This window comes from Pseudoalteromonas sp. T1lg23B, assembly GCF_002964665.1.
GTDB lineage: Bacteria > Pseudomonadota > Gammaproteobacteria > Enterobacterales > Alteromonadaceae > Pseudoalteromonas.
On sequence record NZ_PQBZ01000013.1, the window covers coordinates 342,012 to 353,793 of the forward strand.

Annotated in this window: 13 protein-coding genes; 6 read left to right on the forward strand and 7 right to left on the reverse strand. The window is 42.6% G+C overall.

Features of this window, described 5'->3' with window-relative positions:
• Window positions 1–149: 149 nt before the first annotated feature.
• From C2M32_RS05130 to C2M32_RS05170, 7 genes are all read right to left on the reverse strand, one after another.
• On the reverse strand, window positions 150–407 hold the full coding sequence (locus C2M32_RS05130; protein WP_105167425.1) for a helix-turn-helix transcriptional regulator: 258 nt from the start codon (window positions 405–407) through the stop codon (window positions 150–152).
• A 9-nt stretch (window positions 408–416) separates the two neighbouring features.
• Window positions 417–785: a hypothetical protein gene (locus tag C2M32_RS05135; protein ID WP_105167426.1), complete on the reverse strand. Its 369-nt coding sequence runs from the start codon at window positions 783–785 to the stop codon at window positions 417–419.
• 342 nt (window positions 786–1,127) lie between these two features.
• Window positions 1,128–1,943, reverse strand: a complete 816-nt coding sequence (locus C2M32_RS05140; protein WP_234401224.1) for a helix-turn-helix domain-containing protein — start codon at window positions 1,941–1,943, stop codon at window positions 1,128–1,130.
• 79 nt (window positions 1,944–2,022) lie between these two features.
• On the reverse strand, window positions 2,023–2,832 hold the full coding sequence (locus C2M32_RS05150; RefSeq protein WP_234401225.1) for a helix-turn-helix domain-containing protein: 810 nt from the start codon (window positions 2,830–2,832) through the stop codon (window positions 2,023–2,025).
• Window positions 2,833–2,911: 79 nt separating this feature from the next.
• Window positions 2,912–3,505 carry a hypothetical protein gene (locus tag C2M32_RS05160; protein WP_105167427.1) on the reverse strand — a complete coding sequence of 198 codons (594 nt, stop codon included), beginning with the start codon at window positions 3,503–3,505 and terminating at the stop codon, window positions 2,912–2,914.
• Window positions 3,506–3,521: 16 nt separating this feature from the next.
• Complete coding sequence (locus C2M32_RS05165; protein ID WP_105167428.1) at window positions 3,522–3,932, reverse strand: hypothetical protein; 411 nt, start codon at window positions 3,930–3,932, stop codon at window positions 3,522–3,524.
• On the reverse strand, window positions 3,929–4,186 hold the full coding sequence (locus C2M32_RS05170) for a helix-turn-helix domain-containing protein (RefSeq protein WP_105167429.1): 258 nt from the start codon (window positions 4,184–4,186) through the stop codon (window positions 3,929–3,931). Before C2M32_RS05170 ends, C2M32_RS05165 begins: the two co-directional genes overlap by 4 nt.
• Before the next feature lie 1,122 nt (window positions 4,187–5,308).
• Here C2M32_RS05170 and C2M32_RS05185 point away from each other — a divergent pair.
• The 6 genes from C2M32_RS05185 to C2M32_RS20620 are packed head-to-tail and all read left to right on the forward strand — an operon-like array spanning window position 5,309 to window position 11,781.
• Window positions 5,309–5,530: a helix-turn-helix domain-containing protein gene (locus C2M32_RS05185; protein ID WP_105167432.1), complete on the forward strand. Its 222-nt coding sequence runs from the start codon at window positions 5,309–5,311 to the stop codon at window positions 5,528–5,530.
• A gap of 6 nt (window positions 5,531–5,536) precedes the next feature.
• Window positions 5,537–7,036, forward strand: a complete 1,500-nt coding sequence (locus tag C2M32_RS05190) for a type I restriction-modification system subunit M (RefSeq protein WP_105167433.1) — start codon at window positions 5,537–5,539, stop codon at window positions 7,034–7,036.
• Window positions 7,033–7,680, forward strand: coding sequence for a DUF4062 domain-containing protein (locus tag C2M32_RS05195; RefSeq protein WP_105167434.1), 648 nt, complete (start codon window positions 7,033–7,035; stop codon window positions 7,678–7,680). Before C2M32_RS05190 ends, C2M32_RS05195 begins: the two co-directional genes overlap by 4 nt.
• Complete coding sequence (locus C2M32_RS05200) at window positions 7,673–9,157, forward strand: RNA-binding domain-containing protein (protein WP_105167435.1); 1,485 nt, start codon at window positions 7,673–7,675, stop codon at window positions 9,155–9,157. The genes C2M32_RS05195 and C2M32_RS05200 overlap by 8 nt, the downstream gene beginning before the upstream one ends.
• Window positions 9,154–10,656 (forward strand): type I restriction-modification system subunit M, encoded by a 1,503-nt coding sequence (locus C2M32_RS05205; protein ID WP_105167436.1) that lies wholly within the window; start codon window positions 9,154–9,156, stop codon window positions 10,654–10,656. Before C2M32_RS05200 ends, C2M32_RS05205 begins: the two co-directional genes overlap by 4 nt.
• 33 nt (window positions 10,657–10,689) lie before the next feature.
• Window positions 10,690–11,781, forward strand: coding sequence for a restriction endonuclease subunit S (locus C2M32_RS20620; RefSeq protein WP_234401226.1), 1,092 nt, complete (start codon window positions 10,690–10,692; stop codon window positions 11,779–11,781).
• Window position 11,782: the final 1 nt, after the last annotated feature.

Sequence of the window (11,782 nt, forward strand, 5' to 3'; positions counted from 1 at the left end):
GAAAATTTTAATAAATCTGTGGTTGAGTTGACTCACTCAGGGTGGGTGATTGTAGGTTATGGAGAGGTAAAACTATTTAGGATGCGCATCCCTTACGAAGGAACAGTGTGAAGCCTTCGATACAAGCAAAGTTGTGTGTTGGTTACGGTTTAATGGCTAGACGCTAACGCCAACGTTGGGTTTGAAAAATCCTTACCAAATACCAGTACCAACTCATATGCTTGGGTGATACTCATGACGGTTTTGCCACTTTCAAAGTTACTGATGGTCGCCTGATCAACGCCTAAAATAGTCGCCAATTGCCTTTGTGTAAGCCCTCTTTCTTTTCGTAGGTTGCGAATACTGATCTGCAATTCTGTTTTAAAACGGTCTACCTGCGCCTGTCTCATTGCCATATTGTTTCTCATATCCTTTCCTCATAGCAAAATGGTATCGATTAAATGTGTTGCTGATGCTAAAGGCATCGTTCTTTGCATTGCTACTTCTTTACTCACTCCCTGAATCGCCTCATAGTCATCTAAAAAGAAGGCAGAATCATATTCCCCTGACAGTTTGTTTTTGACATGAACAAGCACATAACAGCGTAGGTTGAGCGTGTCTAACTGCTTAATAAATTCAATATGTTGAGCGCTCATGTCGGGTTTAACTTTGGCTGGGAGTTTAGTCATAAACACATGTTTTATGTAAACAGCTTGCCTGTCCTTTCTGTACAACACCACATCATCAAACCCCTTAGCGGCTTGTACATTTGCTTTAACATCACCTAAAAATCTTGTTCCATACATGATTTTAATTAACCTTTGGTTACTTGATATTTACATTGTCTAACACAGCGTGTGGAAAAATCTCCACACACAGAAAAAAATTACAAAATAGTGCATAAGTTATGTTTTTCTGGTGATCGCTTGCTCGGGCAATTAAGGGGTTTACTATAAAGATCAGCGGCTAATCGAATTGGTAACGGTGGAACTAATGAGCGGTAGGGCGTTATGACGACTGCAAGCTATAGAGCTTTTAGTATTTTGGCAGCAGGCCAGAGTCGTACTCGCGTCGTGAGCATTCACAGTCTATGAGTGCTAATCAGGCTTTAAAATGAGGATTGATTGCACACTCAAGCCCAGTGATTATTAAGAAACATTAGCGCCGTTTACTGGTTTGCTTTTAGTTGAACAGATCATCATGCTTAACAGCGCACTACAGCATAGCACCCAAGCGAAATAGATCAGCCCTTCGAAGTTATCGTAGATTAGGGTCCAAGATTTTAGGTCAAGAAGGAGGTAAGCCATGTCTTCTAATAGCGCTGCAAGATTAACAACCACTAAGTAAATAAAAATCCAATGAAAAACGCCATCAAAAGGGGTTAGCTTAATAGAGTCCGCCTTGGATAGCCGACGAGAAAGTTGCACCCTAAAAATCAGAAGAAATGTGGTGGTTAGGCTAAGTAGCAATTGAGTGCCAAAAATAAGTATGCTCTGTAATACTTGATTTTCGTCAGGCGTTGTCTTATTGATTAAGCCTGACTCAAAAATTACATAACCCGCCCCAGTTAACGCAAAGATAATGCCTGCGATATGAGCCATGTTGATGTTTTTTGTATAAACACCATAGATAATACAAATACCAATCAATACCAAGTATATTGGCGTGATGATCATAGGGCTCCATAATTGGCTTAATACAAAACCGATGGTGACAAAATCCAGTATCTTAGCTCTGCCACTATCATTGGCATCATCACGAATAGCTTTTATCTGGCCGAGCAATACACCCAAATCAAGCTTGCAGCATTGTAGCCAGCGAAACAGCTTTTTTGAGGGAATATCACTGACCCCCAACTCATAATTGATGATGGTTTTTCTATCACAACCCAGCTTCTTACACATCTCTTGCTGGGTGATACCCGCCTGAATACGCAGCGCCCTTAAATCTTCACCATCAATCATGCGTTATCCATGTTGTTGTATATCTTCCGTTTTACAGTGTCGCTAAAAGCGAAGAACAGTGTAGTGCCGCAATGCGCAACTAAGCCAACTCATTTGTGTTGCTAGGCTTTTTGCTACAAATCACCATAGTGAGTAGCGCACCACAACATAGCGCCCAAGCAATATAAATTAGCCCCTCGAAGTTATCGTAAATCAGTGTCCAAGATTTCATTTCGAAGAAGGTGTAGGCAATCTCCTCAGCAAGCGCTAAAAAGTAAATACTTGAACTGTAAAGATATAGCCAATGAAAAATACCATCAAAATGGGTTAACTCAACTTGATCCGACTTCGATAATAGTCTAGAAAACTGAACTCTAAAAATTAGTATCAATGCAGTTGTAAGACTGAATAATAGTTGTATGCCATAAATGAGAACTCCCTGTAGAAGGGGGTTCTCATCAGGCGTAACGTAATTGACCAAGTCAGTTTCAAAAATAGCAAGATTGATCGTAGTCAAAACAAGAATAAACCCAGCAATATGAGAGACGTTAATATTTTTGATATACATACCATAAAGGGCACTCATACCAAGAAGTGACAAATAGATTGGAGTGACAATTACTTGGCTCCAAAACTGGCTCAAAATAAATGCCACTGTAACAAAGTCCAATAGCTTGGCTTTACTACTATCATGTGCGCCATCTCGTATCGCCTTTATCTGACCGAGCAATACACCCAGATCAAGCTTGCAGCATTGTAGCCAGCGAAATAGCTTTTTTGAGGGAATATCACTGACCCCCAACTCATAATTGATGATGGTTTTTCTATCACAACCCAGCTTTTTACACATCTCTTGCTGTGTAATCCCCGCTTGAACACGCAGCGCCCTTAAATCTTCACCATCAATCATGTTTTATCCATGTTGTTGTATATCTTCCGTTTTACAGTGTCGCTAAAAGCGAAGAACAGTGTAGTGCCGCAATGCGCAATTAAGCCAACTCATTTGTGTTGGTTGGCTTTTTACTACAAATCATCATGGTTAATAGCGCTCCACAACATAGCGCCCAAGCAATATAAATTAGCCCCTCGAAATTATCGTAAATCAGTGTCCAAGATTTAAGGTCAAAATATGACCAAGCGATATTTTCTACTAGTGCTAACAGGTAAACAATGGAAGTGTAGATATAGATCCAGTGAAAAATACCATCGAAGTGTGTCAATTCAATACTTTCTGATTTGGAGATAAGCCTAGATAATTGCACTCTGAAAATTAGTACAAGAACAAGTATGAGACTAAATATAAAATGAGTTCCATAAATTAAAGTACCTTGCAACAGTTTATTATCTTCTGGAGTTACATAATTTATTAAACCGACTTTAAAAACCATATAGTTGATACTGTATATTAAAAAGATAAAGCCAGAGATGTGAGCCATGTTGGTATTTTTTAAAGCGGTGGCATAAATTACATTAGCTCCCAGCAATGTTAAGTAGAGGGGAATTACAATGCGGTGGTCCCAGAGCTGAATATAGAAAAACGCTATTGATATGATACTTAGCAAGATTAAATTTGAGAGCTTCATTCTCTGTCCTTGTGAACTATCTATATTTGTTACTGGGTACAAAACTGGTACTTACAGCATTAAATCTTGGTGGTTTTATTGGTAAGCCGCCCGATACATACAAGCATGACTCAGTTGTAAGTTCATATGTAAATATATCGTTTTTTAACTGTTTTAGGGGTCGTTTGATTTTTAAATCCACTTTTTCCATTTGTTGTGGTTTTGAAGTGCAAGCATCAACAACTGGTATAAAAGAGTTGCATGTAAGTTTTTTTCTAGCCTTAACATTGGATAAATGCTTGGTAGGCTTTATTGAATAACTCTCAATCCCGTTAACACGCATCAACTTATTATCTGAGCGACGGCAGCTTCTTTTGGGTTTACTTTTATCACCAAACGAGATTAAAAAATTCATTAAATTAAATAAAAAGGCGCTTAACTGTTTCATTGTTCTTCATCCTGTAAGTTTGGTTTTTCTTTGCTGTTGACCTGATCGCGGATCTGCTTAATCTCACTCAAGAGAGACCCAGAATCTATCTTACAATATAGAAGCCACATGAAAAGCTGTTTGGAACGAATGTCACTGACTCCTAGCTCATAATTGATGATGGTTTTTCTATCACATTTGAGCTTTTTAGCCATAGCTTCTTGAGATATGCAGGCGTTGACCCTCATCGCCCTTAAATCATCACCATTTATCACGTGTCCCTGTCCTTTTTATTAATGGGGAGATTTTCCACAGTTAATGTACATGTTGTTAACAACGAAGAGTGATTGTGCAGGCTAAAAATACGTACCAACGTTGTCAAAGGTTGAAAAACAATGAATTCAGCCTGAATAAATATTGTAGTAAAGATATTTGCAAATGACTAAAAAGTCAACATTCTGTTTACAATGGAGTGGTAAACTAATTGCCCATGATGGGGTGTCTACTAGGTATTTTTTCACCTAGTGTACTCATCAGTAGTTTGAGGTTAGCAGTGAAAATACTCACCAATTGGGTGAAACAGAATGAAAAAATACGAAATCACAAAAATCCCCCCGCTATAAAGCGATTTTTTTCATGAGGTTATGGATATTTGTGGGCTCTAGTTAGCTTTACTCAATATTCTGGATCTGTTTATCGTTTTAAATTTCACGGTTTCAGTGATAACAAGGCCTGCAAGGTGTTTTTTACTCGTTTTAAGAGCCTTATACTCACCAGTGTACTCACCATAAAGAAATCGAAAAAATTTATGAAAAAAATTAAAAAAATGCTCAATTTCTAACTGGGAAAGTTGGGATATGGGAAACATAGCTAACTATCTGCATCAGTACAAACACAAAATGCTGAGTGCAGAGAGACATTCACAGACAACAAGCAATCATCACGAGTGATCCAGAATTGTAACTTACTGCCTGCTTTAACCAGGTAACATTTATCCCTAGGCCGAATGTGTTTAAGAGTGGTGCGTTCAATCGGTTTTGCCGACCTTGCTATATCAGCAAATTCTACTTTTTTAGCCCTGTTTATAAAGTCCATAGATTTCATAGAAGCCCTTTCGCTATGAGGTTGGTAAGTTTTAGGCGCTTGCCGCCTAAAGGCGCGCCATACCTCATGGCCAACACGGACTACGCAGAGAAAAGCCAGTCAAGCTAGAAATCGCCCGAAGGGTTGCGTAGCAAGGGGTCCCCGCTTGTGGGGTTCCGATTTATGGCTTTACAGGGTTTGAACGAAGTAGTTTAGGGCTTAATATGTAATTTTGTCATTTCAACTTAAAAAATTGCTTCTTAAGTGTTGAGTGTTATTCTAGTGAAAGTAAACATATTTGTTTGGAGCAAACAGTGATCAAGTGCCACCTCGCAAGGCTAATGGGCGAGCACAAAATGCGAATTGCAGACGTTGCTAGAGAAACCGGGTTGAGCAGGAATACAATTACTCTGCTTTACCGTGAAACAGCGCAAAAAGTAGATCTTGAAGCAATAGATAAACTCTGCATTTTGTTCAATTGTGAGATAAGCGAACTATTTGAGCAAACAACACATGATGATCAAACAGGACACTAGCAGTAAATGACCCTGATAAAACTAAAGGACCTCGAAGCACATTTATGGCATGCGGCACATATCATTACCGGGCCCATCGATGCTTCTGATTACAAAACATATATTTTCCCTATTTTATTTTTCAAACGTATATGTGATGTGTATGACGAAGAATTTCAGGAAGCGATGGAACAAGTAGGTGATGAAGAGCTTGCTAAAGGTGAAATGTTTCACCGAATTCAGATCCCTGAAAACTGTCATTGGCGCCATGTGTTCAATCGGACCAAAGATGTAGGGCAATCACTCAAAGAAGCCTTCAGAGGTATCGAGTTAGCAAACCCTAAACTGCACGGTATATTTGGTGATGCAAGCTGGACCAATAAAGAACGGCTATCCGATGAACTTCTGGTGACCTTGTTAAATCACTTCAACAAGGTAAATCTTGGTGTTGCTTCAGTGCGCGATGACGATATGGGGCGTGCATACGAGTACCTAATCAAACGTTTCGCTGATAAAGCCAACAAAAAAGCCGGTGAATTCTATACGCCTCGAACCATTGTTCGCTTAATGGTTAACATCCTAGACCCGAAAGCGGGTGAAAGCGTGTACGATCCTGCATGCGGTACTGGCGGTATGTTGCTAGAAACTATCCACCACGTAAAAGAAAACGGCGGTGACCCACGTTTACTTAAAATCAAAGGCCAGGAAAAGAACCTAACCACCGAAGCCATTGCTCGTATGAACCTCTTTCTTCATGGCCAGGAAGATTTCGACATAATACGCGGAGATACACTTCGAGACCCCAAGTTCATCCAAAATGACCGCCTCGAAACATTTGATTGCGTTATTGCAAACCCGCCGTTCAGCTTAAAAGAATGGGGTTATGAGCTTTGGGCTAACGATCCTTATGGCCGAAAGCAGTATGGTTTAGCACCTAAAACAAACGGTGACTTTGCTTGGGTTCAACATATGTTCGCCTCATTGAACGAGCAAGGGCGTATGGCTGTGGTATTGCCCCATGGCGTTTTATTTAGGGGCGGAGCTGAAGGCAAGATCCGTACACAACTTTTAAAAGAAAACCGCATCGAAGCAATCATAGGCGTAGCGTCAAATCTGTTTTATGGCACAGGTATTCCTGCCTGTATTTTAGTGCTGCGCAAATCACGCCCAGCCAACCATCAAGAGCACGTGCTGATCATTAATGCAGAAGAAATCTTCACCAAAGGCCGTGCGCAAAATACCTTGTCTAATGATCAAGCGGACGAAATTTTTAACATCTATCACCAGCAAGAAACCGCTGGCCCTAAAGCTGAAGAAATCGAAGGCGTTGCGCGCTGGGTCGCGTTAACTGAGATTGAAGAAAACGACTTCAACCTCAATATCGCACGTTATGTACAAAAACCACTGGAAGAAGAAACCATCACAGTGGAAGAAGCGCTAAAAGACTTCCAACAAAAACTGGCAGCCTTGGAGCAAGCCGAAAATGAACTGGAAGCACTGCTGATCAAGGAAGGGTTTGAACTATGAGTAAGAAGCTGAAAATTATGGTTTCTTCAACAGTTTACGGTGTAGAAGAGTTGTTAGATCGTGTCTTTGCACTGCTAACTGGTTTTGGTTATCAAACTGAGTACGGATATGAAGTACTCATGTCACATAAAGGCACAGTACCGGTATCCTCGAATGAAACTGCCTTTGAAAGCTGCCTAAAAGCAGTAGAAAAATGCGACCTGTTTTTGGGTATCATTACGCCGCAATACGGCAGTGGCGTCGACGCATCCGGCTTATCCATTACTCATCAGGAAATGAAAAGAGCTATTGAGCTCAATAAACCTCGTTGGTTTTTGGCGCATGATCATGTTGTATTTGCTCGTCGAATGCTCATGGATTTAGGTTATAAAAACCGTGATGATAGAAGTAAGTTGGAGCTAAAAAGAGGTGCAAGTTCCATATCTAACCTAAAAGTTATCGACTTATATGAAGATGCGACTATGGAACATCTTCCTCTAGATGAAAGGCAGGGTAACTGGGTTCAAAAATTTCAATCTGATTTAGATGCCAGTGTTTTTGTCACGGCACAGTTTTCAAGATATCAAGATGTTGAAGAGCTATTGGAACAACATTTTGAGAACGCAGAATTAGTCGTCAAGAAGTTTGGAGCAAGCCATGAGTAAAACGGCCGCAGAACTCAAGCAACTACTGTCGCTGGGCGAAAACCAAACCCTTGAATACCTTACAAGCTGCGAGTTAAAACACTGCGGCCCGCAAGTTTGCGCCTTTTTAAATACCCAAGGCGGTTATCTGCTATGTGGGGTCGATGATAATGGTCAAATTAAGGGTGTAGAGCATGCTGAACAAGTAGCTGAACAGCTCGAAAGCCAGCTTAAATCGGCCATTCAACCACCAGTATTGTTTTCGGTAGAAGTACAGGAAGTCGAAACCAAACAGTTATTAGTGGTTGAAGTGCCGGCCGGCAAAGATATCCCTTACGCCTTTAACAGTGACATCTACATACGTGCAGGCGAGCAAACCCAGAAAGCCGATGTCGATACCATCCGCGACATGGTTATGCGCAAGCAAGTAGAGCCTACCCGTTGGGAGCGCTTGTTTTCGTCTGAACTTGACGAACAAGGTTTATCAACCAGTGCCTGTAATAAGCTGCTATCCGCCAAACGCATTCCCAAAGAAGTCGCGCAAGCCGAACAAGGCTTACTGCACCAGTTGCAATTGTTATCGCTGGCCAAATACGGCCGTTTAACCAATGCCGCCGATGTATTACTGGCCAGTGCGCCAGGTAAACGCCACCCCCAAGCCCGAGTGCGTGCGGTGTGTTATCGCCACAAGGCCGACGACGAGTATCAGGATTTACAGCACCTCGATGGCCCTATGGCCGAGGTGATTGAGCAGCTGATTACCTTTGTGATGCGCAATACGCCATCGCGCGCACGTTTTAGTACCGCCAATAATCAGCGCGAAGACATCCCCATGTACCCGGAGCAAGCGGTACGCGAAGCCATTGTCAATGCCTTTGCCCATCGCGACTACAGTAACTTTGCCGGAGGAATTAAGGTCGAAGTTAGCCTATCATACCTGAAAATATGGAACTCCGGTGCGTTTCCGCAAGGCATCGACGAGCACAAAATTCAGCAAGGTCATATCTCGGTACTGCGTAATCCCGACATCGCCCACGGCTTATACCTGCAAGGCTATATGGAAAAGCTTGGCCGCGGCAGTGTGGTGATTCAAGAAGCATGTATAGCAGCAGACCTACCCGCGCCAAAATGGCAATCAGATAGCTCATCTGGCGTGACCTTGACCCTGTTCGCCCCGGAAGCTACCCCGGAAGTCACCCCGGAAGTCACCCCGGAAGCTACCCCGGAAGCTACCCCGGAAGCTACCCCGGAAGATAACCCGGAAGTCTACAAGCTACTCGCTTGCTTAGATGGTGAATTATCAACGTTAGAAATCAAAGGCAAACTAGGACTCAAAGATCGTGAGCATGTGAGAGATTCTTACATCAAACCTAGCTTGGAGAAGGCATTCATTGAATTAACATTGCCCGATAAACCAAAAAGCCCTAAACAAAAATACCGATTAACCTCGCTTGGCAAGAAAGTGAAACAGCAACTAAGCGACAAGAAGAAATCATGAGCGCATTAAATAAGAAAAAATTAGAGGATTTACTCTGGGGCGCCGCCGAGTTTTTACGAGGCCAAATTGACGCTTCAGACTACAAGCAGTACATATTTCCACTACTGTTCTATAAGCGTCTGTCGGATGTGTATTTGGAAGAATACACAGAAGCCTTAGAGATTCATGAAGGCGATGCCGAATATGCCGCTATGCCCATGTTCCACCGTTTTGATATTCCCAAGGAAGCCCGCTGGGAAAAGGTGCGCCATACTAGTAAAAACATCGGTGAGGCCATTCAAAACGCACTGCGTTTAATTGAAGCCAACAACCCGCGTTTACATGGTGTATTTGGAGATGCTCAGTGGACGAATAAAGAGCGTTTACCCGATCACCTGCTGTCGGATCTGATTGAGCACTTCAGTAAAATTCCGCTGGGAATTAAATCAGTTGCCCAGGACGACCTGGGCGAGGCTTACGAATACTTAATCAAAAAATTCGCCGACGACTCAGGCCACACCGCCGCAGAGTTTTATACCAATCGTACCGTGGTGCACCTAATGACACGTATAATGGGTTTAAAACCAGGTGAAACGGCTTATGACCCGACCTGCGGCACCGGTGGTATGTTGCTTAATGCGGTAATGGATTTGCGCGAACGCGGTGAAGAGTGGAGATCGGTTCATTTGTACGGCCAAGAAGTAAACCTGCTCACTTCAGCGATAGCTCGAATGAATATGTTCCTGCATGACATTGAAGAATTCGATGTGCTGCGCGGTGATACCCTGGCGGAACCAAAGTTTATTGAAAACGACCAGCTCAAGCAGTTTGATGTGATTTTCGCTAATCCTCCCTATTCGATTAAGAAGTGGAACCGCGATAAGTTCTCTGCCGACCCATATGGCCGCAACCTCTATGGCGTGCCGCCGCAAGGTTGTGCCGATTATGCGTTTTATACTCATATCATTAAAAGTCTGAAGCCCGACACTGGCCGCGCTGCTATGCTCTGGCCACACGGCATTTTGTTTCGCGATTCCGAGCAAAGCATCCGTAAGCAGGTTATTGAGTCGGACATTATCGAAGCGGTGATTGGCCTTGGCCCAAACCTGTTTTACAACTCGCCGATGGAATCCTGCGTGGTGGTGCTCAATTGCAATAAACCCGCCGAGCGTAAAAACAAGGTGTTGTTTATCAATGGTGTAGATCACGTTACCCGAGAGCGCGCTCATAGCCGCTTATCAGACGAGGATTTAGCCGTGCTCTGCGAGGCTTACTTTACACCAGAGCAACAAAGCGACATCACCGCTTTGGTGGATATCGAAACCATCAAAGAAAACCTCTACAACCTGTCGATTCCACTCTATGTGCAGTCACAAAACAACGGCGAGGTGCACGATATTGAGCATGCCATCGAGGCATGGAACATAAGTCGTGTGCAATTGAAGAAACAGACCAATAAGTTATTCAAAAGCCTTGCTGAGCTGGGATTTGAGACTGAAGTTAGCAAGGTGGAGCAGTAAATGACTGAGCAACAATTACCCGCAGGTTGGCAAATGGTGAAGTTTGGCGATATCGCCAAGCATATTTCCAAGCGTGTCGAGCCCAGTGAAACTGACCTTGAAATCTATGTTGGGCTGGAACATTTGGACCCTGACAGCTTGAAAATTAAACGCCATGGTGTGCCAAGCGATGTTGCTGGGCAAAAACTGTTGGTTAAAAAAGGCCAGATTATTTTTGGTAAACGCCGCGCCTATCAGCGTAAAGTGGCCGTGGCAGACTGGGACTGTATTTGTTCTGCACATGCAATGGTGCTTGAGGCAAACCCTAAAAAAGTAATACCTGGGTTTTTGCCATTTTTTATGCAGTCTGATGTGTTTATGAGTCGAGCTGTAGCAATATCTGAAGGATCACTTTCGCCAACCATTAAATGGAAGGTGCTTAGTGAGCAGCGTTTTGTTATTCCCACAGAAAACAAGCAGTCGATGTTACTACAACTCCTCAATAAGTCTGAGGAAACAATAGGTCACTGTGATGCCAGTATTATTGCTGTTGATCAAGCAACACATGCATTGAGGTCCAAAGAGTTTGTTTCTGATAGTGGAATGGTTGAGCTTCAGGAAATAGCTGATATTGTCATGGGTCAGTCCCCGAAAGGCGCAAATTGTTTTGATGCATATACTGCTGGAAGTTTACCTCTTCTCAATGGACCCACCGAGTTTGGTGAGGAGTTTCCTACCCCTGTCCAATATACCAACCAAATAACACGGGAAGCAGAGATTGACGATGTATTATTTTGCGTGCGCGGAAGTACAACTGGAAGAATGAATAAAGCGGACCAAAAATACTGCATAGGAAGGGGACTAGCTGCTATCAGAGCAAAATCTCCCGAACTGAACGAATATGTATTTCAAGTGTTATGTCATTTGAGAGACGCTATTTTTGAGCAAGCAAAAGGTGCAGGTTCCACTTTTCCCAATATTTCAGGAAAGGAACTTAAAGAGTGGCGTATTTCCCCAATGTCAAAGGAAAGAGCACTAGTTGTTAGTAAAAACTTGCGGCAATTAACTCTGGTTAAGAGCAACCTTTTGTATAAAAAAGAAAGCGTACAAGCGCTAAAGAAAAGCTTGCTAAGTTTAGAGGTTTAAG

Coding starts and splice junctions, on each gene's coding strand:
- C2M32_RS05130 (WP_105167425.1), bottom strand. CDS start 407: ATGAGAAACAATATGGCAATGAGACAGGCGCAGGTAGACCGTTTTAAA.
- C2M32_RS05135 (WP_105167426.1), bottom strand. CDS start 785: ATGTATGGAACAAGATTTTTAGGTGATGTTAAAGCAAATGTACAAGCC.
- C2M32_RS05140 (WP_234401224.1), bottom strand. CDS start 1,943: ATGATTGATGGTGAAGATTTAAGGGCGCTGCGTATTCAGGCGGGTATC.
- C2M32_RS05150 (WP_234401225.1), bottom strand. CDS start 2,832: ATGATTGATGGTGAAGATTTAAGGGCGCTGCGTGTTCAAGCGGGGATT.
- C2M32_RS05160 (WP_105167427.1), bottom strand. CDS start 3,505: ATGAAGCTCTCAAATTTAATCTTGCTAAGTATCATATCAATAGCGTTT.
- C2M32_RS05165 (WP_105167428.1), bottom strand. CDS start 3,932: ATGAAACAGTTAAGCGCCTTTTTATTTAATTTAATGAATTTTTTAATC.
- C2M32_RS05190 (WP_105167433.1), top strand. CDS start 5,537: ATGACCCTGATAAAACTAAAGGACCTCGAAGCACATTTATGGCATGCG.
- C2M32_RS05195 (WP_105167434.1), top strand. CDS start 7,033: ATGAGTAAGAAGCTGAAAATTATGGTTTCTTCAACAGTTTACGGTGTA.
- C2M32_RS05200 (WP_105167435.1), top strand. CDS start 7,673: ATGAGTAAAACGGCCGCAGAACTCAAGCAACTACTGTCGCTGGGCGAA.
- C2M32_RS05205 (WP_105167436.1), top strand. CDS start 9,154: ATGAGCGCATTAAATAAGAAAAAATTAGAGGATTTACTCTGGGGCGCC.
- C2M32_RS20620 (WP_234401226.1), top strand. CDS start 10,690: ATGGTGAAGTTTGGCGATATCGCCAAGCATATTTCCAAGCGTGTCGAG.